Below are 21,593 nucleotides of genomic sequence, written 5' to 3'. Positions count from 1 at the left end.
TTAAGGATATTTTCATTTTGTACGGTTGTTGGCTATGAATAGTGGAATAAATATTAAGTATTCAACAGTTTAAATAGAACGAGTCATCTTTTTATTTTAAGAAAAAAGATGACTCGCTTTATGCTGAAATTTGCTTAGCGTATATTTTCGTTAAAATGTGGACGCGCCCCCAATCTGTAGTCGTATATTCGTTACTTCGAACAACAACATTCCCTACATAATAAAAAATAGATGACTCAATTAGTTTCATTTCTGAAACATTTTAAATCATCTATTTATCAATTCCAGTTTTGATTTCTTGTTGCTCTACATGAGTGAATTTCCTTGCCTCATACTTTTACATTTATTCATAGCTTTTTGTAAAAAATTAATTTGGAATCATAGCAGTTTAAGAATTACTGCTACCAATTATTAAAATCAGTGTAATTTTTATATACATTTTCTATAACATTATCTTGCCAGACATTTTTATATTCATCTCTATCCACTTTAACATTATATTCACTAATATCACCATTGGCATTTAACCATCCAGGATTTTCGAGAGCATGTTTGTAGGTAAACGTTCTTACCTGTTTCAATGTTTTAAATGTAATCGGAAAAGACTTTTTTTCCCCATCTTTGTAACCAAACACTCTATATGCCTTTTTTCGTCCACCAACAGTTTTAAAATATGGTTCTGTAAAACATTCTATTTGTTTGATATGAAGCTCCCACCTTTCTAAACGCCTTAAGTAATTAGTTTATATATTGGAAGAAAGATAAACAGCTACTGTAAGGTTGGACTACCAAAACAGCTCAGGGCTGTTTTTAATGTACTTCCGTATTCTTTTATTACTTTGTAGAAACTATTTTTCATCAGTTCAAATATTGAATAAATTGCACACTAATTATTTCTCTATTTGGCCATCTAGAATAGGTCTCTTTTATTATTATTGATAACGTTCTTAAAATTAGCTTCTCTTTAGCAATCTTTTTTCTCTGATGGTTTATGTTTTACTCTATAAGAGAGAGCGGTAACTTGTTGGGAATATTTAAAACCTTTTTCGGATTTTTCGGAAACCCATTTTGAAACAGGTCTTAGTAAACTATTTATGCTGACAATAAGAATGGTTCCCGTTATAGCTATAAGTAAGTAGCCACTACCTGCTAATGTTCCTACAGCAGCAGAACACCATAAGGTTGCTGCTGTATCCAGTCCTCGAACTGTCAATCCATCTTTCATAATAACTCCAGCACCTAAAAAACCAATCCCGCTTACAATTTGAGAAGCTATTCTTGTAGGGGTATTATCAGTTGGAGTGAGTACACTTAATAGTACAAAAAGTGCAGCACCAACGGAAACAAGTACATTTGTACGTAATCCAGCAATGCAATTATGCCATTGACGCTCTAATCCAATTATTGCTCCAACAAGTATTGCTACAAGTAACCTGAGTAGAATGTCTAGTTCCATATTTCTGTCTCCTTAATTTCCATTCTTAATGATCCTCATACTCTAAATTGACTTGTTGTAATGGAATCACCTTTGTTTTTTTTATAATTTTATAGCCGAACCAAAATACAAGAAAAAGCAGTAAACCAATATAAGTAGCAAGTACTTCATACCAATCGACATGTGATCCTATAAAGACTGAATAATTCTGTCCTAAAATAATAATAGTACATATTACAAATGCCAAAATAGGACCGATAGGATACCACTTTGCTTGATACGGGAGCTTATTTAAATTCTTTTGTTGATGTAAAAAAGCCTGACGAAAACGATAATGGCTTATAGCAATCCCTAACCATGCAATAAATCCACAAAGTCCCGAAGCATTCAAAAGCCATATAAATGCTTGCCCTTCTCCAAATAAAGAAGCTGCAAACGCTACGATTGCCACAGTCGTTGTCATAAGTAAAGCATTAATAGGAACACCTTGTTTATTTACTTTTTTCAAGAAATCCGGAGCTTTCCCTTCTTTTGCCATTACCCATAACATTCGGGTTGCAACATACATTCCAGAATTACCAGCTGATAGAACAGATACCAAGATAACTGCATTCATAATAGAAGCTGCAAATGCGAATCCAATTTTTTCAAATACTAGTGTAAAGGGACTCATTGTAATATTACTAATGTCATTGTTAACTAGATTCGGATCTGTGTAGGGAACTATGACTCCAATTACGCAAATGGTAAGTATATAAAATAAAAGAATTCTCCAAAAGATTTGCCGCACAGCTTTTGGAATATGCTTTTCAGGATCTTTACTTTCTCCAGCTACAATTCCGACCATTTCTGTACCTTGAAAGGAAAATCCAGCAATCATAAACACACTAAGAATAGAAAGAAAACCTCCATGAAACGGTGCGTCTCCAATTGTTAGATTGTGAAATCCAATAGGATTCCCTTTGAAAATTCCGAATATTGTGGTTATTCCTAACATAATAAACACGACTATAGTAATAACTTTTACAAGTGAAAGCCAAAACTCCATTTCTCCATAATGTTTCACTGAAAGAATATTAATTCCAAACATAAACAGTATGAATAACGCACTCCAAAGAATAGATGGACTGTATGGAAACCAATATTTCATAAGAATAGCTCCTGATGAAATTTCAACTGCAAGAGTAATAGTCCAGCTAAACCAGTAATTCCAACCAATTGCAAAACCAAATGCAGGATCTACAAATTTAGAAGCATACGTACTAAAAGAACCCGATGTAGGCATATACGCTGCCATCTCTCCCAAGCTGGTCATCAACAGGTAAACAATACACCCCATCAACAAATAAGCTATAATTGATCCACCAGGTCCTGCTGCATGAATCGTATTTCCGCTTGCTATAAATAACCCAGTCCCAATGCTTCCGCCTATAGAAATCATTGTTAAATGTCTCATCCCTAATTCTCTTCTTAATTTAGAAGGTTGGGAATTAGAAGGGAAAGAAAAAAGTGGATTTTTCGTTTTTATGGGTGTCTCTTTCAAGTGTCTCATCCTTTTTGAATTATTTTCCAGAAAAAGAGTGTAAAAAAAGACACCAGAGTTCACCCAGTGTTTTTAAAAGTCACCATAGTATCCCCTCTCGAAACGCTTACGAGGTTAGCTGTCGGATTCGGGCCTTGAGAGTAGCCCTACCTTCATTTAAGAAGGATTCACCCCGAGTGCAATCGCACAAAATTTGGTTCCCCCGCTCCATATGGATTCAGCGAATAGTGATATGAATTTATGTACAATATATTACTCCTATGCCCTCTTGTTTGTAAACAAGAAAATTAACGTTTTTTCAGGGGTAGAATTTTCGCACTGTACACTCCATTTATAATTTGAATTCTTAAATTAAGTCACATACTAAAAAAAGTGAGAATTACAAGTATAGTAATACATGAAGAAGAGTTTGAATTAAATAAAAATAATAGACCTAATTTTTATTAGGTCTATTATTTGCTAGTGTCTTTACTACTTTTAATTACATGGACTACTGATAAGTGGGGTTATGGTAATTAAGTAGGTATTGTATAATTTAGAAAATATATATTAATCAAAGTTAGGAGGGAGTTCATGGGAAGAGAAGTATTATTTGATAATCAAAGTGTAATTTTAAAGTTAAGTGGGGTAACAGGGTTCTTTGCTTTAAAATTAAAATTAGAAATTCCTTATAATACTATTAAGAATGTATATGTGAATCATTTTGATGCTCCACAATGGATGCTCCGTATGCCTGGAATCTCAATTTCTGCACTTAACATTTTTGAAGGTAGTTTTAAATATGCTGATGAATGGTATTTTCTTTCTTATGAAAATAGAGTACCACTCGTAATGATTGAATTAGAAGGACATGAACAATATAAATATGTTTATTTTGAAATCAATGACCCTACTAAAGTAGCTTCGGATATTAGAAAGCATATAAGGGATTTGTAATTATTTTTTTGTATCTAAGAGAGTACTGCTTACGCTGATGTAATTTATTCAAACAAGTTAGATTAACTCTAGCTTGTTTTTTGTTTACAGGTATTACAACCTCTTTATTATTAGTATTTCCAATGTATACTTTTGTTTCTATTTTTGAGGATATCAGGGGGATCGGGATAAAGTTAATGTTTAAGGGGAAATGAAAGTAAACTAATGGCTAAAATTTTACTTTGGAGTTTCGAATCATTTATAATTAAATTGGTAATAAATTTCTCAATATAGATATACTTGTTAATTATGGTTCTAATGTTCAAAATTAACAGAAAATAGATTATAATAACAATATGATAGTTATCCTTTTGTTTACTCCTTGTGCTAAAGATAAGATTGTGTTCCCGATCTTATCTTTTTTCTTTGTAAATTTTTGATACAAAAAAGAATCCTTATAATAAGGATTCTGCAACAGGAATATTCTTTATTTTTCCTCGATATCATCTGGTATTAAATATTTAAAATCTGCACCCGGTGATGGAAGGTTGTTCTTTTCACCTTTCATCCTTACAAAGAGCAAAACCTCTCCTGACCATAATTTGTAGATTTATTATTCTCCTCCCTCTGTCTATTAACAATACTTAATTATAGCTCTGTAACCTTTTTTATTCATCTCGTGTTATTCTACGAATAGTTTAAGGTATAAGCACTTTTTATTTGATATTTAGTGCTGATTCACTGAAAACATATATTCTTTGTATGTTTTTCGTGTGGATAGAATAAGCCCCATCATTAGCATGTTCGAAAATAAAGAGCTTCCGCCATATGATAAAAATGGAAGTGCAATACCTTTGACAGGCATTAATCCCACAATCATACCGATATTTTGAAAAAATTGTAACATTAGAACGCCTACAATTCCTGCGCATAGTAAGGTGCCGAATAAATTATTTGCGGAATTACCAATTATAAGTATTCGGGAAAGCAGTAAGAAGAATATGCATATTATAAAAGTAGCAACTATAAAACCGCCTTCTTCGGCAATTGTGGCAAAAATGAAATCAGTATGTTTTTCTGGAATATAAACATTTCCAGAACCGAAGCCTTTTCCTTCTATCCCTCCACTACCAACAGCTAAAAGTGATTGTTGAGTTTGATATCCCTGATCTGTATGCTGAAATGGATCTAACCAGCCTAAAATTCGCGATTGTTGGTGAGGCTTTAATAAAGTAACTAACTTATTGAAGAAAATATCTGGATATTTTACGTATATAAATATTAAAGCAGACAATACAGTCATCGGAATTCCAGCACATAGTACGATTAACTTTTTTTGAATTCCTGACATAAATATAATACATGCAATGGCTGCTATATATAGGAACACCATTCCCGTATCGGGTTGACTATAAACAAGTAACGCTGGTGGAATAGATATCAAAAATATTTTACCAATCAAAAGTAAATCAGTTTGAAATGTCCGTGCCATATACTGTGCATTATGTTTTACGACTAAACTAGCGACCAGAAGAAGTAAGGCAAGCTTAAAAAATTCAGCTGGTTGAGTAGCACCAATAATTGGGAATCTAAACCATCTTTTTGCCCCTGATATTTCAGGTGTAAAACTTGATACTGGTAATACTTTTAAGATAATAATTGAGATGAACCCCACAATATAACTCGGCCAAGCTAATTTTTGTAATTGATCTAAATCGAGATTGGCAACAATTAATAATAAAACAAATCCGATAGCGTAATTTACCATTTGTTTCATAGCAAAATTTTGGTTACCATATTGCCCGGTTTGCTGACTACTGTATATTGCAACAATACTGGTGACACATAATATGAATAAAATGAATATTAGTTTCTTATCTAATTTTTTTAAAAAAACTATTTTTTCCACCATTACACCCCCTAGACATTCTTGTATTTACTTTTTATAGGAACTATCCTGTTTTTTATGTGTACATTAACATTTATTAATATTTTACAATAATAAGGATAGATTGAACATTCTAAAAATTATCCATACTGATTAGACTACTTTAAAAAGGTGTATGCTTAGTGTGGATAAGGAAAGTTTATTTAAATGGAGACATTATCAACCTAATATTATTTTGTTGAATTTGAAATGGTATCTACGGTAAAACCTAAATTCTCGTGACTTGGTGGAGTGCTTTTTAAATCCTGCCTACTTTGCATGAGTCACTCCAAACTTATCTGAACCAGACATGTATTCAGACTATTTTTAGAATACGGGTATCACTATGACCTGATTTAATAAATCTCTCAAATAAATCTTAAAGTTCTTATATTAAAAATTTTCTGAATTATATTTTGGTTTTTTTTCGGAGAAGTTCTTCAATAAGCTTTGCTTTTTCATTCACCTTTGTTGCATATGTGAAATCACCATAACAATATGGATACCTAAAATTATTTTTATTTCCACCACAAGTGTACATCTCTGGATTTTGATCAACTTTCATTTTAGAAAAATTTTTGGCCGAATCTTCCGAGTGTTGTTTAACTTCTTGACTCGCAATAAAATCAATATACCCCGGTCCCATATTATAGCTTTGAATAATTGTATCCATGCTAACATCCTTTTCCGTTCCATATTTGTACATTTGAGCAAAGTGTTTTACCCCTTGTTTAATGCTCAAGCTTGTCTCTTGAATTTCATTTGGCTTTAATCCCAGTGATTCAGAAGACTGCATAGGGTCGTTTCCCTCACCTCTACTCTCTTGGTACATAATTCCTAATAAAACTGCTGTTTTCTCTCCTAAATTATATTTTTCTAATTCTTTTTTCAAGGTGAGCTCATATTGCAATAAACGTTTTTCGGCAGCAATCACTTTATTTCTTTGAATATTGGTTTTATGCTTAACATAAAATATTCCAAGCATGGTTCCTAAACCTAAAATACTAATATAGAATAATATAATAAATCGTTTTTTAATCGTATCCTTCATATAATACTCCTCCTCGTATTAAAAATTCGTACCTTTTCGGACTCAAAATTATTTCTTTTAGGTGCAAAGTTTAATATAGAAATTTAAAGAAAAACAACCGCCTGAATTGGAGGATTTTTCAAAGCGGGTTATTCTTTGAATCGTTTCCTTCCACCTACAAATGTCACACTTTTTTTTTGAACTTTGCTGTTCTTTGTTTTGCCCAATTGATACATTTCTTTTCAATTAAATGATACGATAATATAGAACAAAGTATTGTCGTTGTAATACATAAGATAAGAAGAAAAAGGGTGGGTATCTTTGCATACAAAAGTTTAAATAGTACCATCGTGATTGGAAAATGACATAAATAGATACTATATGAAATTTCCCCTAAGTATACAAATACACCCTTATTTAAAATAGCTTTTACCTTTAGGTTATTCATTGCCATAATGATTATTATACTAACACCAATTACGACACCCCAATCTTTTAATAAGAAAGTAGTATCATTACTAGAAAGCCCATAAATCATAATGGAATATAGATATAGAAAGATCCCTAATGCGATAAGAAGTTTTCTGTTTAAGTTTTTCATACTTCTATATAATTGAGTAAGTTCTTCCTGATGTTTAAAAAGTAGCATTCCCATCATAAACATAGATGTGAAATGCAGTGTATCGGCATAACCATTATAAAACCCCTCAGCTTTCCCAATATGCAACATATTAAGGAAAATACCAATTAAAGAAAAGCTCATAGCAAACAGTATGGTTTTCTTCCAACTCTGTTTATAAAACAGAAGGAATAGCAGGGGAAACACGATAGATATACGCATTTCTTGAGCTAATGACCAGATAACCGGATTATAATTATCCGTAAAAAAGTTATTAAGAAGTACAAAGTGATTCATAATATCTAATTTTGTTATTGGCCCTTGCCACTTATCATAGAACCAATCTCGTAGTCCCGTAACTTCATATGGTGAAAAGAAAATAAATAAAGCAAAGGTAATGATTATCCAAAAATAATAAGGAATATAGATTCTTACAAATCTCTTAATTAAATATCCACAATAATTTGTTTTTGAATGATAAAGTGCCATAGATAACACAAAACCACTTAGTACATAAAAAACGATTACGGCTTCTCCACCCGCCCATAAAAACCTAAGAGGGGAAAATTTAATAGAATTAGGCAACGATGGTAGCATTAAACAAAAGTGTCCAAATACAACTGTGATGGCCGCTAGTCCACGTATTGAATCTAATTCGTTTATTCTCTTACTCATAAAGTGTTCTCCTTGTCAATTGTAGATTTTGCTGTAAATACAGGTCATTTAAACTCTCCACACTACAAAAAAGGTGTGTATCTTTTAAAGAGATTTTTCATATTCATGCATAAATTATAGAATAATTATAGAAAGAAAAAATAAAATATATCTAAAGTTTTTTTAAAGATGGTATTGGGGTTCGTGTACATTGCCATCAAGCTAAGAAAAGCAAATACCCCCAAAAGAAAAAATTGACATTTCAAGGAGAAAATGAGCCTTTTTTGTTCTGGGTGTTATAAAATTCTTAAGTTAATACGCATGAGAGCGAGCCCCTATTACGTTTAGCATTTCACTCCCATTAAAAAACTAGTTCTCTCTCTTCGTTGAAAGTATAAAAGCAAAATAATATTTATTTCCACAACAAATTCAAGATATTGGCATAAATAGATTTTTACATGTAATATATGTAATAATACATAATATTAGGGGGATTACAAATGTGGAAAGCACTTTTTCGGTATTTTCTTTTTTTCTTAGGATTAACTTTCTTTGGGTTGGGCAATGCGATTGCAGTAAATGTTAAATTTCTAGGACTCCATCCATGGGAAGTCCTGAATATGGCACTCTATCAGCGATTTGGATGGACCATTGGTACATGGAGTGTTATATGTGGCTTATTTCTTGTTCTCGTGTCGTTAGTAGTAGATCGGAAATATATAAACATAGGTACATTCTTAAACGCATTGCTAATCGGTCCTATTATGGATCTTTTTTTAAAATTGGATATTCTTCCTCATGCCACACATTTGTTGTGGATAAATCTTCTTATATTACTTTCTGGAATTATAATTACGGGTGTTGGCGGTGGTATGTATGTTGCTGCTGGAATTGGTGCAGGACCAAGGGATGGATTCATGCTTGCTATTTCTGATAAAACAGGATTATCTGTAAGCCGGGCTAGAATTATTGTGGAAAGCATTGTATTAGTAATTGGTTATATTCTAGGTGGTCCCATTTTTATTGTGACATTTCTGTATACTTTTATCCAAAGCCCTATATTCCAGCACTCATTCAAGATGTTTCAAATATTTTTATATAATTTAGAGAGGAAAAAGAAAGACAACGTTAGTGTAAACTTATAAATATATTAAGATATTTATAAGTAATCATTCACCTTTATATGTTTAATTAATATGATAGTAAATTTCTTTACTTATTATAAAAAATAAATAATTAGTTCTTCATAAAATTTAAAAATACGCCATCCTTTCCTATGATTCTACAGAAAGAATAGCGTATTTTTTCATTTCAGGGGAGAACTTTGTTTTATTTGTTTGATAGCGATTGAGTAGCACCAAAGCGTTTAAGAATAAAACTGTACAACAGTTATTTGTTAGGTTTTCTATACTTCAGTTAAAAAGAATTTTTAAAAATCAGTACGTTTATAAATTCTCACTGTTAAGAAGTAAGAACCGATAAATATAAGCATGGTAACGATTGAAGCAATTGTAATTAGTTGATTAATAGTAAAATGTGTAGTAACGCTATATACAAGGTAAGTAATATTTACATATGCCTCAATTGGTCTCCATAAAACAACACATACAGGGAAAATAATGCTAACAGCAGCCATCAAATATTTATTGGTGAAGCGATAGAAAAATGGTAAGTAGATAGACGTAAACAACATGACAGTAAGAACACTAACCATAATTGTCTGTGGAGTTTCAATTTCAACTCCATAATTCGGGGATGCAACTTGAATTACTGCTTGAATCAATAATGAAAATAGAACTACTAGAATTGTAAACAACACTGTACCGATATATTTTGACATAATAATTTTATTTCTACTATAAGGTAGGCTATTAATAAATTTGTGACTATTATTCTTTTCGTCGTAATAATGTAGATTTATCATATAAGAACCAGCCACCAAAACGACTATGAACCCAAAACTTCCAAACGTCCCTATAAAAAAGCATATACCAAGTAGATAGAATAAGATCATTAATTTTTGTAATCGAAAATCCTTTAATATTAAATTATACATATTGAATATTCCCCTTTTTTGTATAGTACATAATATCTTCTAATGTCGCTTCTTCAATTAATACATCATTTCCTAATTGCGTACGTGAACGGCTGGCGTTACTTGTGAGTGCTTCAAATCCCACGTTTGTTTCACGAATCCCGATTAATTGTTCTTTGATTTTCGGCGTAAGCAAGGATTTATCCCCTTTTACAGTTGCATATTCTTCAGAAATACTATGTATATCTTTTTCAAACACAATCTCTCCATTATGAATAAATACAATATAATCAGCAATACGATCTAAATCAGTGGTAATATGTGTGGAGAAAAAAATTGTTTTATCTTGATCGACCATTAAATCATAAAGGATGTCTAAAAGTTCTCTTCGAAATACAGGATCGAGTCCAGATGTCGGTTCATCCATAAGTATAAATTCGGCATGGTGTGAAAGTGCAAACGTTAGGGAAGTCTTCATTTTCATCCCTGTAGACATCTCTTTCATTTTTATGTTAGTTGGTAACTCAAAGCGTTGTAAGTAGGATTGGAACTGATTTTCATCCCATTTTTTATACGCTGGAGCAATGAATTTTTTTAGTTGATGAATTGTCATATCTTCATAATAGATATTGTCATCGTATACGAATCCAATACGCTCTTTAATAGAAACTTGGTCCTTTTGATGATCTTTACCAAACACTGTGATTTCTCCACTATCCTTGCTAATAAGATCCATAATAAGTTTAATTGTCGTACTTTTCCCAGCACCATTTGCGCCAATAAATCCCGTTACAAACCCCTTTTTGATGTTGAACGATGCATTTTTTAAAGAAAATCCCTTATATGTTTTTGAAACATTTTTCACTTCTACAATGTTCTCCATTTTTATTCCTCCTCATAAATATGATTAATAATTTGTATTAACTCATCCCTTAATAAATGATTAGCCTTACTCTCTCGAACGATTGTACTGAACTTTTCACGTATTGGATCACTTAGTTCATCCGCACGTTGTTTCTTTATTTGTTTTGCAACAAACGAGCCTTTCCCTACTATAGAGTAGATGTAACCCGCTTTTTCAAGTTCTTCGTACGCTCTTTTTGAAGTAATAACACTTACCTTCAAGTCTCTTGCTAATGAACGCATAGAAGGTAACGAATCATCTACTTTCAATGTTTCGTTTGATATTTGTAATATAATCTGATCAATGATTTGTTGATAAATAGGCGACTTAGACTTATTAGATAGTAAGATTTTCATGATTCAACTCCTTGCCTCTTAAATGCTTATGAACACATTATACACAATGTGTACAATATATACAATATATACATTTTGAACGATATTAATTTTTCATATAGGATACCGTCATATTGATATAAAGGCATTATCCTTTCCTATGATTTCTCAGAAAGAATAACGCCTTTTTCATTTTAGGGGGTATTTTTTTGTTAGCTTGATAGCGATGTGGGGCGGGACCCCAAGTACCCCCAAACCATAATTTTTATTTTTTAAAATTGATTGGTAGTAAACCAAAAAGGCTGGCGAATTGCCAACCTTTTTGGTTTTTAGAGTTTTAATTTTTTGTTAACAAACCAATAATAACCAAAATAATAACAAATAGTGCACCTAATATTATATGTTTGTTTCTCTTAATAAATTGACTTAATTCATTTCCCTCAGTTGTTTCCTCCTCAAATTTATCTACTTTTCTTTTTTGAACAACGAGGGTAGTAAAATAAACAGTATTACCTAGACACAAAATTAAGAATGCATTACCTAAATGAGCATTTCTAAAATTGTCAAATAATGACCAAATTAGTAATGCAATTGTGTAAAATATGAAGGCATTCTTACCAGCTTTAGCTACTTGGTATTGTTCCATTTCATCTTGTTTTCTAAACTTCATAGAGTTCTCTGCCTCCTTATTATTAAACTCCTTATGTTAATCTAACGTGAAAATATCTTCAATTCTTGTATTAAAATAACGAGATAGTTTTAATGCTAGTTCTAAACTTGGATTATAATGATTATTTTCAATCGCTACAATGGTTTGCCTAGTTACTTGTAAATCCTTAGCCATCTGAATTTGTGTAATATTATGTTGTGTGCGTAATTGCTTAATTCGATTTTTTACCCCCATTTTTCCACCTACAATGTAAAGATATCTTTACTAATATGATATATAAAAAAAAGACTGATGTAAAGATATATTTACACCTTATTTTGGAAATTTGAAAATGAACCTTAATATAATGAAACCAAAATAGACGAGATCGAATCCATTAAGCGGATTAAATAAGCACAAAAATAAATGTAGACTATTAATTATGTGTTTTATTTTTTATTAAATATTACGGTACGTGAAATTATTATATACTGTAATGAAAAAGCCCCCATAGATCTTACACCTATGAGAGCTACCTAAGGGTATTTAGACTTTCGACTCCATTCTATTGTAACAGGCTTTCACCATACATGAGAAACATAATGAACCAAAAACAGACCATCATAATAAGAAATTCTTTAAACCCTTGCTGAAAGGAAATACGACCTTCTTCCATTCTACACGCCCCTTTTCTGTATAATGGGTCCCACCCCATGCCCATCAACTTAAAAAATATATAACCCCCAAAAAAGAAAAAAAGAGCTGAATTCTCAAAATAACTAATTATAGAGAAAGAAAATCTTCATTTAGGGGTTACATTAAAACCTTAGATTGGTGGATACGGGATGGTACTCAGTATTGTAAAAAATACTCTAATAAGTTAGTATAAATTGGTCGGTTGACCAAATAAAAAATAAGATGGTGAAATACAATGTCTAGTCTAAAAAAAACAGCTACTCGGGATCAAATACTAATGGCTACGTTTGAATGCTTAGCTGAAAAGGGTACAACCGCTATTACATTACGGGATATTGCTACAAAAGCGGGAATTACTTTAAGTTTAATTCACTATTATTTTCCAACAAAGGAGGGTTTATTAGTTAACGCTACCTCTTATGTCATGCAAAAACAAATTAAAGAAATTCAGAAGGAACTCTCAAATGCACAAGATTTTTCAGAGAAATTGAAAAATCTTATATTTGTAGTACATCACCAATTCAAAAGTTCTGAATGGAGAAAGGTGTATTTTACTTTATTAGCAGCAGCGGCTTGGTCACCGAAAATTATGGAAGAAATTCGAGTTCTACAGAACCAATTGATAGACATAATTCAAGAATATATTCAAACTTCCAATGTAGAAATCATTGACTTAGAAGCATTTTCAAGGGCTTTATTGGCTTCAGTGAATGGATTAGCGTTGCAAGTTATGCATGGGGCTTCAGAGGAACAAATTGCTCCGGCATATGCGATTATAGAAAAAACATTTATATCAGCATTTGCCCTCCCAAAAGACGCAATGAGTGATTACTAAACTCTATAATCCCGAGATAATTCATGTGCTAATCCATTACTCCATTAGACAAAATGGAATGTAGGATTGTAGAACATTATAAAGTGAGGTTACAACATTGACCGCATATGGATCATTTTATTTTTTCGCTATAGTGGGTATTTTTTTGATACCTACTATCGTAGCTGGATTAAGGGGCAAAATGTTGCGCAAATATAATGCTGTCCTAACGCTAATTATGCTTGCTATTATCTTCTCGGATAAACCAAATCAAGCATTAATGTTAGCAGTATTTATTATTTGGCAATATGTCCTTATTAAAGGTTATTTACTACTAAGAAAACAAAATAATAATACGTTCATGTTTTACATGGCTGTTATTTTGTCGATATTGCCGTTGATTTTGGCAAAAATTGCACCATTTGTACCGGAATTAAAATTCATTGTTTTTACTGGTATATCTTATGTAACATTCAGGGCAGTACAAATGGTATTTGAAATTCGCGATGGCTTAATTAAAGAATGCTCATTCTTTAATTTCTGGGAATTCATCCTGTTCTTCCCTGCTATTTCGACCGGACCTATCGATCGGTATCGCAGGTTCCAAAAAGATATTCAAAAACCACCAAGTGCTGAAGAATACCTAAATCTACTATACATGGGTATTAACCGTATTTTTCAAGGTTTTCTGTATAAATTTATACTTGCTTACTTAATAAAAGAAAATATTATGGATGCAACATTAGCTCACCAAAACACAATTTTATCAAATATGATTTACATGTATAGCTATAGTTTATATCTATTCTTTGACTTCGCAGGTTATAGCTCATTCGTAATTGGTGTCAGTTATATGATGGGTATTAAAACACCAGAAAACTTTAATAAACCGTTTATCAGTCGTAATATTAAAGATTTCTGGAATCGTTGGCACATGAGCTTATCATTCTGGCTCCGTGATTTTATATACATGCGCTTTGTCTTTTTTGCAACAAAGAAAAAGCTCATTAAAAATCGCTATATGATTTCATATATTGGTGTCTTTTTAAACTTTTTTGTCATGGGAATTTGGCACATTACTGGTCATAATATTGCTCAATATATGATTTATGCTCTATATCATATTGCTCTGTTTATTTTATTTGATATTTTCGAACGAAAAAACAAGAAGCATAAATTTTGGCCCAACAATACGTTCATGCATGTCCTTGCAATTGTGATTACATTCCATTTCGTATGTTTCGGTTTCTTAATTTTCTCTGGTCACCTAAATCATTATTTTTAATAAACAATTTCTTTTCTTATAACTAAAAAATTACTAATGATACATTTCAGATATAAAGGAGATTTTTTTAATGGCAGAATTCAAAAATCAAGTATTAGATATTTTAGAAGAAGTATGTGAAAATGATATTCTAAAAGAAAATCTTGATGTGCAACTATTTGAAGAAGGTATCCTTGATTCTTTTGCTACAGTATCTTTACTAGTAGAATTCCAAGATCGTCTAAATATTGAAGTATCTATTTCTGATTTCAATCGCGATGAGTGGGCAATACCAAATATGATTATTAAGAAGTTGGAAGATATCCGATGAAAAACAACCTTGGGTCCGATGCTCCTAGCATTGGACCTTTTTGTGATTCTGGTACAAGAAATCTATAAAACTTGGACATTTTGATACTCTCATAATTATTTGGGTTCAGCCACATGCCCATCAAAATAAGAATTGAGAATGCCCCCATAACAAAAATTTGCATTCTTTCCTGTTAGTCCATAATTACGGTCACGTGAATGATAAAAAGCCTATATAGAATGAATCATTCCATATAGGCTTCCATGTTAACTTAAAAAGTTATTTTAGTTTTTCTTTTATTTTTTGAGGTACATCCTCACTTTTAACTACTTCATATTTATTAATTAATGTGATTTTATTTGGTGTTTTTTTGTTTGCCTCTTTATCTTCGTCGGCAGTAATTTTTACATATGTTCCCTCTGCAATGGATTTATTATTATTTATACTAAACCGAATCGTTTTTTCTTCCCCATTTTCTTTAAATCCTTTTAAAGTATATTCAGATGCATTTCCTATATTATCACCTTGTCCTGCTATTTTCACATAATAAGTTTCTGAAAAAAACTTTCCAACATAGCTACATCCTGTTAGTACACTCATAAATATAATTCCAGTTATACCAATAGATGCTATACGTTTTAACATGTAATCTCTCCTTCAAATTATTTTAACTACAAATAGAAGTAACAAATATTCATATGTAACAATTATTTTGTAAAGTAATTTGAATTATAAATAACATTTCTTAATAATTACTAATCAAATTTCTTAATTTTTTCTTAATAAAAAAATTATTATATAGAGATTCACAGACTTTAAAACGTGGAAATCACTCTTTAAGATAGACCATTATCGTCATGTAAAACAGGAACGATTAGAGTGCCAATTATATGGAAAGCTAATCGCTATTTTCCTATGTTCCTCTACTATGTTTAAAATGCGAGAACTCCTATTACGTAAGAAACAGAAAGAACTAAGTGAATGTAAAGCGATGTATATAATTAAGGATTATTTTTCACTTTTTTACCAAGCATTACACAAAAACACCCAAGAATTATCAAAGGTTCTCCTTCGTCTGTTTAACCTCCTACAGCACAACGGACGAAAATCTCATCGGTACGAGAAAAAGACAGTCTTTGATATTTTGGGTGCTGTCTATGAATATAATGGATTTAGAAAACAAAAGAAAGCTGCATAATCTTTAAAAATAATACCTACCTAGGTTTATTTGGCATGCTCATTTTTAAGGAGAAAAAGTGTTTTAAGAGTTTTTTAGTTTATTTGAACGGAAGTTCATTTTGTTTCTGTTCTTAAGTTGATGGGCATGGGGTCACCATATCAAAAAAAGAAAATTGTACATTTGGACACAATTTAGACACAAAATATCCGATTCCTTGTACGATAAAGGATCGGATATTTATTTTACTGTTTTATATAGTGGGCAATTTCTCCCTTACGAGGTCTGTGTAGCAACCAAACCAAATCTTACGTTAAGTATTAGTGGACATCAAAAATAGTAATGACTAATCCAGATTAACATCCATCCAATTCACAATTACATATACCACTATGTTAAATAGCTAAATAATACAAACGGTATGAAGAGAATTTCTACTATTTTCATACCGTTTTAAATTTGTTTATAAGTTCATACCAAATTCGTGGAAAGATGGCAGCATCTCTTTTATAAACAAGGATCAAAAGTTGCCATACCTGACAACGGAAATATTAATGTAACTCTAGTTCCTTTATTCACTTCAGATTCAATGCTAATTTTCATACCTAATTTTGAGCACAGTTTTTCGCATAGATACAAGCCCATTCCTGTACTTTTGCTAAATCTTCTTCCATTCTCTCCAGTAAATCCTTTCTCAAAAACTCTATTTATATCTTGAGTTACTATCCCTACTCCATTATCCTCTATATTTAGTATTACTGAGTTAGTTTTCTTAATTGAGTATATACGTATCATTTGTTCTTTGTTATTTGAGTACTTTATGGAATTTCCTAATATTTGATTAATAATAAATTCAACCCATTTCCTATCACTATATACGGTTTCGTTAATATCTTTTATATCTAATTTTATTCTCTTATGAATAAAATCTCTATAATTTCTTTTAATTACAGTTCTTACTACATCATCAAGGTTGATTGGTTTTATAATATAGTCTTTATTAACGTTATTGCTTCGAGAATAATACAGAACCTGTTCTACAAAACCCTCGATTCGATCCATTTGAGAGTCAATTTTATTCGTTACTTCATTTTGATTATTTTCAATTATTAGCTTTGTAGAAGCTATTGGTGTCTTAATTTCATGCACCCATGTCTCTATATATTCTCTGTAATCTATTTGCATATCTCTATAATACTTTACATTTTCATGCATATCTCTGCTTACTTCTTTCAGTATAGCGTTAAGCTTTTCCCCATGTATAAAGTTTGCTTCCTTTACTACCTCTGGAAGTAAGTATTTTTTCTCCAAGTTTTCTAATATGCTGTTAATCTCATTATAATAATTTTTACATCTTATAAATTCTATAGCCATATATAAAATTAATGGAAAAAACCAAATACAAAAGACAAAAAATATGATAATGAACGGAATGTGCGCAGTCAGCAATATACCTGCTAGTATGACATATACCAGTACATTTGATAATATTACTACTATTTTATCTTTAATAAATTCACCTATATTCATGGCATTATATACCCTAAGCTTCTTCTTGTTGCAATTGGATTTTCTATACCTATCTCTTCAAGCTTTTTTCTTAATCTATTTATATTAACAGTTAAGGTGCTATCATCCACAAAATAATCAGATTTCCATAAAGTTTCTATGAGTGAATCCCTTTTTACAATATTTCCGCGATTATTTATTAAGCATGAGAGTATTTTAACTTCATTTTTAGTTAACTCTACAGACTTGTCTTGATAAGTAACTGTTGCATTTGAAAGATTTAAATTAAAATCTCTATAGATTAAGATATGATTCGTCTTGTAATCTCCAGATGTTCTTCTTAAAATGTTTGTTACTCTGGCTAATAGTATTTCTGTATTATAAGGCTTTGTTATAAAATCATCTGCTCCTAAATTCATACTTATTAGTTCATCTACATCACTATTTCTGCTTGTAACCATGATGATTGGAACATCTGAAGTTTTACGTATTTCTCTGCATATATAATAGCCATCGAACACAGGAAGATTTATGTCTAGTAATATAAGGTCTGCATTCTCACTTTCTATATATTCGATAATATGATTAAAATCTGTGGGAGCCTTTACTTCATATCCATACTTTATAAAAAAATGTTGTAATTCTTCTCTGATGATTTCTTCATCTTCAATCAGAATGATTTTTTTCATGACTTTTCCCTCCCTATACAGAATATAAGGCTATTACATCTTGAGAAACAAGGTGTAATAGCCCTAATGAGCATTATAAAATCAAGTATTACTTTTTACAATATTTTTATACCCGACATATGTGGTGTAGAAATATATTACATAAACTACAAGAAATACTAAGCCAGTCATCAATGCTGGTAAAGTAATGTCTACTTGTTGAAATGCGTTAATAAAATCATTGACTACATAAATTCCAACTACAGAATGAATTAGAGCCAGAATAACTGGAAGACTAAAGTATATGAAAGTTTGAATAAAAATTGTTTTATCGATCATTGTTCCGTTTGAGCCAATTCTCTTCAAAGATTTATATCGATCTATGCTATCACTGGCTTCTGATAATTGTTGAAGAGCTAATACAGCCATACTCGTTATTAAAAATACAATACCTATATATATCCCAATAAACAGTACGATAGTTTTCAATCCCTTACTTCCTGCATAAACTTCATCCTTTGATTTGCCTGCTATACGATTAATATTTAATTTCGGGCCGTTTTCGTCATAAAAGCCCCGTGCAACGTTATCATATTTTTTATTATATGCTTCTCTATTTCCATCTAAATAATTTACATTAAGTATGGAATCAGTAATTTTGTAGCCTGATAAAAACTCATCATTTATAACGATTGTGAAGTAATTAGTTCGCACATCATAAGTGTAAAGATTCTCTTGTATAATTTTAGCGTTTTTTACCGAATATTCTTTTTCTTTAATATTCATCCTATCGCTATTTTTTAATCTTTCATTTGTCGAATTAATCAACCGGCTTTCATTTGATAAAAGTAAGATTTCATTGTTATTTAAAGTGATTTCCTTTTCACCTTTAAGATTTAAAATTTTATTATAATCAGATACTTTAATGAAATCTATACTGTTATTATAATCTTTAAGTTCTGGTACAAAGTCCACCACTTCCATTCCTGTTCGATATACATTATAAGATACATATTTTTCGTTATTACTTATTTTAAAATTGGCTTTATTTAATACATCTTCTATCGTGTAACTTTCATCCTTATTCTCCAATGTTATACTGGCATCAAATGGTGTTATTTCTTTCGTTGTTACGTCCATCATTCTGTTAAAGCTGATTCCTGTAGATAAAGCCACCATTGTAAGGAATAACATTAAACAGATTACAGACATGGATATAAAATTTGTATTAACCTTACTATTTATTTGTTTGATGATAAATATATTTAAACCTTTAAAATAGACTTTTTTATTCTTCTTTACAACATATAATATAAATCCAGATAAACTAAAGAAAAACAGCAATGTACCTAATATTCCAAGAATGATTGATACCACGAGCATAGGATTAGTAAAATTCAATCCGATTTTTAGTACAGTCACATATGCATATCCAAGTGATGCTACACACATAATAAATGTGATTACATAGATAAGAGGATTTCTAAATTTTACATCTTCGTTTTTTCTACCTGCTGTTAACAAATCAATTATTTTGTATTTAGAAACAACATATACATTAAATAACATAACAAGTAAAAACATGATTCCAAAGTATAATACACTTTTACCTATAGCACCTGTTGAAATTGCAAATTTATATTTATTGATGGGCAAGTCAAATAGCTTTAATGCAAATGTAGATAACCCCTGCGATACTCCAATACCTATTATAAGTCCAGTCACTAAAGATATAACGCCAACTAGAAATGTCTCTGTTACTAATATTCTGGATATGTTTCTTCTTCCCATACCTAAAGTCATGTATATTCCTAATTCTTTTTTACGTTTTTTAATTAAAAAATTATTTGCATACAATATTAAACCACCTAATATTACAGATACAAATACTGACACATTTGAGATAGCGTTCATTACTGTAGGCACATACTTTCTATCTGAAGCGTTAATTTCCATAAGTGCCTTTTGTGATTCTATTGAGTTAAAGCTATAAAATATACAAACAGCCAGTGTTAGTGTTAAGAAATATATTGCATAATCTTTAAAACTTTTCTTTACATTCCCAATAGCAATCTTAGAGTACATTATTATCGTCACCTCCAAGAAGAGTTATAACTTCGATAATTTTAGTAAAGAATTCTTTTCTGGAATCATTCCCTCTTACCAACTCGATAAATATTTTTCCATCTTTAATAAAAAGAATTCTACGAGCATAGCTTGCTGTAAATGCATCATGAGTAACCATAAGTATTGTAGCTTTTAAATCCTTATTTAGACTTTCAAATCTTTCGAGTAATAATCTAGCTGATTTAGAATCTAACGATCCTGTTGGTTCATCTGCAAGTACTAAAGATGGATCTGTTACGATAGCTCTTGCCGAACCAACCCTTTGTTTTTGTCCGCCTGACATTTGATAAGGGTATTTGCTTAATACTTGTTCAATGTCTAAATACTTTGCAACCGCTTGTATTTTTCCATCAATTTTTGAACTTTTCTCACCTTTTATTGTTAACGCTAGGGCAATATTTTCATAAGCAGTAAGGGTATCTAATAAATTAAAGTCCTGAAATATAAACCCTAATTCATTTTGTCTAAACTTATCTAGTGACTTTGATTTTAACCGAGTAATGTCACTATTATTTATCATTATTTTTCCCGTAGTAACATTATCTATAGTTGATATACAGTTAAGTAATGTCGTTTTACCACTTCCTGAAGGCCCCATTATCCCAACAAATTCTCCCTCATCTACCTTAAAACTAATATTATCTATAGCCTTTGTTACATTATCTTTATTACCATAATATTTTTCAATTTTTTCTACACTTAATATATTTCGCATTAATAATTCTCCTTTTTCATTATAAAAATTCTTTAACTCTCATTCATTTATGTAACTAATTTTAAATAATTTCATTTATAGTATCGATGGAATTACATTTCATTAACATTACATTTTTGTTATATTGAGTGATACCTCTACATATAAGTTATCAGAAATCGCGATGGTATAAGTAAGGATTATTCGATGCCTTACCAAAGAGGCAAATAAATGTAGGGATATCTGTTCTAGTGCAAAAAACGATAAGAATTATGTAATGAATGGAAA

The 21,593-nt window shown here is 30.9% G+C and carries 22 protein-coding genes, 2 pseudogenes and 1 riboswitch; of the genes and pseudogenes, 7 read left to right on the top strand and 17 right to left on the bottom strand.

Going from position 1 to position 21,593, the window contains the following annotated elements; genetic code table 11:
- Window positions 1–118 precede the first annotated feature (118 nt).
- The 4 genes from N2V80_RS29135 to N2V80_RS29120 form a co-directional block, all read right to left on the bottom strand.
- Window positions 119–250, bottom strand: coding sequence for a hypothetical protein (locus N2V80_RS29135; protein ID WP_254893982.1), 132 nt, complete (start codon window positions 248–250; stop codon window positions 119–121).
- A gap of 151 nt (window positions 251–401) precedes the next feature.
- The gene (locus N2V80_RS29130; RefSeq protein WP_000468174.1) at window positions 402–635 is read right to left on the bottom strand and encodes a hypothetical protein; all 234 of its coding nucleotides are present in this window, start codon (window positions 633–635) and stop codon (window positions 402–404) included.
- Between the two features lie 329 nt (window positions 636–964).
- A complete protein-coding gene (locus tag N2V80_RS29125; RefSeq protein WP_000417877.1) occupies window positions 965–1,456 on the bottom strand; it encodes an MgtC/SapB family protein in 492 nt (163 codons plus the stop codon).
- A gap of 25 nt (window positions 1,457–1,481) precedes the next feature.
- The gene (locus N2V80_RS29120; RefSeq protein WP_080450971.1) at window positions 1,482–2,978 is read right to left on the bottom strand and encodes an amino acid permease; all 1,497 of its coding nucleotides are present in this window, start codon (window positions 2,976–2,978) and stop codon (window positions 1,482–1,484) included.
- Between the two features lie 87 nt (window positions 2,979–3,065).
- Window positions 3,066–3,211: riboswitch (cyclic di-AMP (ydaO/yuaA leader) on the bottom strand.
- A 340-nt stretch (window positions 3,212–3,551) separates the two neighbouring features.
- Between N2V80_RS29120 and N2V80_RS29115 the strand changes: the two genes are divergently transcribed.
- Window positions 3,552–3,914, top strand: coding sequence for a hypothetical protein (locus N2V80_RS29115; RefSeq protein ID WP_061655717.1), 363 nt, complete (start codon window positions 3,552–3,554; stop codon window positions 3,912–3,914).
- Between the two features lie 706 nt (window positions 3,915–4,620).
- Here the strand turns inward: N2V80_RS29115 and N2V80_RS29110 are convergent.
- Window positions 4,621–5,805: an FtsW/RodA/SpoVE family cell cycle protein gene (locus tag N2V80_RS29110; protein ID WP_033667195.1), complete on the bottom strand. Its 1,185-nt coding sequence runs from the start codon at window positions 5,803–5,805 to the stop codon at window positions 4,621–4,623.
- A gap of 151 nt (window positions 5,806–5,956) precedes the next feature.
- Here N2V80_RS29110 and N2V80_RS29105 point away from each other — a divergent pair.
- Window positions 5,957–6,043: pseudogene (locus N2V80_RS29105) on the top strand (IS6 family transposase); the annotation flags it as partial.
- A 186-nt stretch (window positions 6,044–6,229) separates the two neighbouring features.
- On the opposite strand, the gene N2V80_RS29100 reads toward N2V80_RS29105, so the two are convergent.
- Both N2V80_RS29100 and N2V80_RS29095 read right to left on the bottom strand, forming a co-directional pair.
- Entirely contained in the window at window positions 6,230–6,871 is a 642-nt protein-coding gene (locus N2V80_RS29100; RefSeq protein WP_340981046.1) for a lysozyme family protein, read from the bottom strand.
- Window positions 6,872–7,034: 163 nt separating this feature from the next.
- Window positions 7,035–8,144, bottom strand: coding sequence for an acyltransferase family protein (locus N2V80_RS29095; RefSeq protein WP_061655284.1), 1,110 nt, complete (start codon window positions 8,142–8,144; stop codon window positions 7,035–7,037).
- Between the two features lie 479 nt (window positions 8,145–8,623).
- On the opposite strand from N2V80_RS29095, the gene N2V80_RS29090 reads away from it, so the two are divergent.
- Complete coding sequence (locus tag N2V80_RS29090) at window positions 8,624–9,268, top strand: YczE/YyaS/YitT family protein (RefSeq protein WP_061655283.1); 645 nt, start codon at window positions 8,624–8,626, stop codon at window positions 9,266–9,268.
- 284 nt (window positions 9,269–9,552) lie between these two features.
- On the opposite strand, the gene N2V80_RS29085 is transcribed toward N2V80_RS29090, so the two are convergent.
- From N2V80_RS29085 to N2V80_RS29065, 5 genes are all read right to left on the bottom strand, one after another.
- Window positions 9,553–10,137, bottom strand: a complete 585-nt coding sequence (locus N2V80_RS29085) for an ABC-2 transporter permease (protein ID WP_340981082.1) — start codon at window positions 10,135–10,137, stop codon at window positions 9,553–9,555.
- A gap of 34 nt (window positions 10,138–10,171) precedes the next feature.
- The gene (locus N2V80_RS29080; protein WP_061655281.1) at window positions 10,172–11,041 is read right to left on the bottom strand and encodes an ABC transporter ATP-binding protein; all 870 of its coding nucleotides are present in this window, start codon (window positions 11,039–11,041) and stop codon (window positions 10,172–10,174) included.
- Between the two features lie 2 nt (window positions 11,042–11,043).
- Complete coding sequence (locus tag N2V80_RS29075) at window positions 11,044–11,418, bottom strand: GntR family transcriptional regulator (RefSeq protein ID WP_061655280.1); 375 nt, start codon at window positions 11,416–11,418, stop codon at window positions 11,044–11,046.
- A 316-nt stretch (window positions 11,419–11,734) separates the two neighbouring features.
- Window positions 11,735–12,067 (bottom strand): hypothetical protein, encoded by a 333-nt coding sequence (locus tag N2V80_RS29070; RefSeq protein WP_061655279.1) that lies wholly within the window; start codon window positions 12,065–12,067, stop codon window positions 11,735–11,737.
- A gap of 36 nt (window positions 12,068–12,103) precedes the next feature.
- A complete protein-coding gene (locus N2V80_RS29065; protein WP_061655278.1) occupies window positions 12,104–12,301 on the bottom strand; it encodes a helix-turn-helix transcriptional regulator in 198 nt (65 codons plus the stop codon).
- Window positions 12,302–12,977: 676 nt separating this feature from the next.
- Between N2V80_RS29065 and N2V80_RS29060 the strand changes: the two genes are divergently transcribed.
- The 3 genes from N2V80_RS29060 to dltC all read left to right on the top strand — a co-directional run bounded on the left by N2V80_RS29060 (window position 12,978) and on the right by dltC (window position 15,151).
- Window positions 12,978–13,577: a TetR/AcrR family transcriptional regulator gene (locus tag N2V80_RS29060; protein ID WP_061655277.1), complete on the top strand. Its 600-nt coding sequence runs from the start codon at window positions 12,978–12,980 to the stop codon at window positions 13,575–13,577.
- Window positions 13,578–13,674: 97 nt separating this feature from the next.
- Window positions 13,675–14,841 carry a D-alanyl-lipoteichoic acid biosynthesis protein DltB gene (gene dltB, locus N2V80_RS29055; protein WP_002104031.1) on the top strand — a complete coding sequence of 389 codons (1,167 nt, stop codon included), beginning with the start codon at window positions 13,675–13,677 and terminating at the stop codon, window positions 14,839–14,841.
- Between the two features lie 70 nt (window positions 14,842–14,911).
- On the top strand, window positions 14,912–15,151 hold the full coding sequence (gene dltC, locus N2V80_RS29050) for a D-alanine--poly(phosphoribitol) ligase subunit DltC (RefSeq protein ID WP_000807320.1): 240 nt from the start codon (window positions 14,912–14,914) through the stop codon (window positions 15,149–15,151).
- A 258-nt stretch (window positions 15,152–15,409) separates the two neighbouring features.
- On the opposite strand, the gene N2V80_RS29045 is transcribed toward dltC, so the two are convergent.
- The gene (locus tag N2V80_RS29045) at window positions 15,410–15,775 is read right to left on the bottom strand and encodes a DUF1093 domain-containing protein (protein WP_000919359.1); all 366 of its coding nucleotides are present in this window, start codon (window positions 15,773–15,775) and stop codon (window positions 15,410–15,412) included.
- 169 nt (window positions 15,776–15,944) lie between these two features.
- On the opposite strand from N2V80_RS29045, the pseudogene N2V80_RS29040 reads away from it, so the two are divergent.
- Window positions 15,945–16,328 (top strand): annotated as a pseudogene (locus N2V80_RS29040) (IS4 family transposase); the annotation flags it as partial.
- A gap of 486 nt (window positions 16,329–16,814) precedes the next feature.
- Here N2V80_RS29040 and N2V80_RS29035 read toward each other — a convergent pair.
- The 4 genes from N2V80_RS29035 to N2V80_RS29020 all read right to left on the bottom strand — a co-directional run bounded on the left by N2V80_RS29035 (window position 16,815) and on the right by N2V80_RS29020 (window position 21,326).
- Window positions 16,815–17,837: a sensor histidine kinase gene (locus N2V80_RS29035; protein ID WP_061655275.1), complete on the bottom strand. Its 1,023-nt coding sequence runs from the start codon at window positions 17,835–17,837 to the stop codon at window positions 16,815–16,817.
- Window positions 17,834–18,505, bottom strand: coding sequence for a response regulator transcription factor (locus N2V80_RS29030; RefSeq protein WP_061655274.1), 672 nt, complete (start codon window positions 18,503–18,505; stop codon window positions 17,834–17,836). Before N2V80_RS29030 ends, N2V80_RS29035 begins: the two co-directional genes overlap by 4 nt.
- A gap of 81 nt (window positions 18,506–18,586) precedes the next feature.
- Entirely contained in the window at window positions 18,587–20,569 is a 1,983-nt protein-coding gene (locus N2V80_RS29025) for an FtsX-like permease family protein (RefSeq protein ID WP_061655273.1), read from the bottom strand.
- On the bottom strand, window positions 20,559–21,326 hold the full coding sequence (locus tag N2V80_RS29020) for an ABC transporter ATP-binding protein (protein ID WP_001244401.1): 768 nt from the start codon (window positions 21,324–21,326) through the stop codon (window positions 20,559–20,561). Before N2V80_RS29020 ends, N2V80_RS29025 begins: the two co-directional genes overlap by 11 nt.
- Between the last annotated feature and the right edge of the window lie 267 nt (window positions 21,327–21,593).

The sequence above is a fragment of the Bacillus sp. FSL W8-0640 genome (assembly GCF_038007725.1).
GTDB lineage: Bacteria > Bacillota > Bacilli > Bacillales > Bacillaceae_G > Bacillus_A > Bacillus_A cereus.
Note: the sequence above shows the minus strand (reverse complement) of the source record. Positions and strands in the feature narration are given on the sequence as shown.

What these genes read in the sequence shown, in the direction of transcription:
- N2V80_RS29135 (WP_254893982.1), bottom strand. Translation starts at nt 250, where the DNA reads ATGAAACTAATTGAGTCATCTATTTTTTATTATGTAGGGAATGTTGTT.
- N2V80_RS29125 (WP_000417877.1), bottom strand. Translation starts at nt 1,456, where the DNA reads ATGGAACTAGACATTCTACTCAGGTTACTTGTAGCAATACTTGTTGGA.
- N2V80_RS29115 (WP_061655717.1), top strand. Translation starts at nt 3,552, where the DNA reads ATGGGAAGAGAAGTATTATTTGATAATCAAAGTGTAATTTTAAAGTTA.
- N2V80_RS29110 (WP_033667195.1), bottom strand. Translation starts at nt 5,805, where the DNA reads ATGGTGGAAAAAATAGTTTTTTTAAAAAAATTAGATAAGAAACTAATA.
- N2V80_RS29100 (WP_340981046.1), bottom strand. Translation starts at nt 6,871, where the DNA reads ATGAAGGATACGATTAAAAAACGATTTATTATATTATTCTATATTAGT.
- N2V80_RS29095 (WP_061655284.1), bottom strand. Translation starts at nt 8,144, where the DNA reads ATGAGTAAGAGAATAAACGAATTAGATTCAATACGTGGACTAGCGGCC.
- N2V80_RS29090 (WP_061655283.1), top strand. Translation starts at nt 8,624, where the DNA reads ATGTGGAAAGCACTTTTTCGGTATTTTCTTTTTTTCTTAGGATTAACT.
- N2V80_RS29085 (WP_340981082.1), bottom strand. Translation starts at nt 10,137, where the DNA reads ATGATCTTATTCTATCTACTTGGTATATGCTTTTTTATAGGGACGTTT.
- N2V80_RS29080 (WP_061655281.1), bottom strand. Translation starts at nt 11,041, where the DNA reads ATGGAGAACATTGTAGAAGTGAAAAATGTTTCAAAAACATATAAGGGA.
- N2V80_RS29075 (WP_061655280.1), bottom strand. Translation starts at nt 11,418, where the DNA reads ATGAAAATCTTACTATCTAATAAGTCTAAGTCGCCTATTTATCAACAA.
- N2V80_RS29070 (WP_061655279.1), bottom strand. Translation starts at nt 12,067, where the DNA reads ATGAAGTTTAGAAAACAAGATGAAATGGAACAATACCAAGTAGCTAAA.
- N2V80_RS29065 (WP_061655278.1), bottom strand. Translation starts at nt 12,301, where the DNA reads ATGGGGGTAAAAAATCGAATTAAGCAATTACGCACACAACATAATATT.
- N2V80_RS29060 (WP_061655277.1), top strand. Translation starts at nt 12,978, where the DNA reads ATGTCTAGTCTAAAAAAAACAGCTACTCGGGATCAAATACTAATGGCT.
- dltC (WP_000807320.1), top strand. Translation starts at nt 14,912, where the DNA reads ATGGCAGAATTCAAAAATCAAGTATTAGATATTTTAGAAGAAGTATGT.
- N2V80_RS29045 (WP_000919359.1), bottom strand. Translation starts at nt 15,775, where the DNA reads ATGTTAAAACGTATAGCATCTATTGGTATAACTGGAATTATATTTATG.
- N2V80_RS29035 (WP_061655275.1), bottom strand. Translation starts at nt 17,837, where the DNA reads ATGAATATAGGTGAATTTATTAAAGATAAAATAGTAGTAATATTATCA.
- N2V80_RS29030 (WP_061655274.1), bottom strand. Translation starts at nt 18,505, where the DNA reads ATGAAAAAAATCATTCTGATTGAAGATGAAGAAATCATCAGAGAAGAA.
- N2V80_RS29025 (WP_061655273.1), bottom strand. Translation starts at nt 20,569, where the DNA reads ATGTACTCTAAGATTGCTATTGGGAATGTAAAGAAAAGTTTTAAAGAT.
- N2V80_RS29020 (WP_001244401.1), bottom strand. Translation starts at nt 21,326, where the DNA reads ATGCGAAATATATTAAGTGTAGAAAAAATTGAAAAATATTATGGTAAT.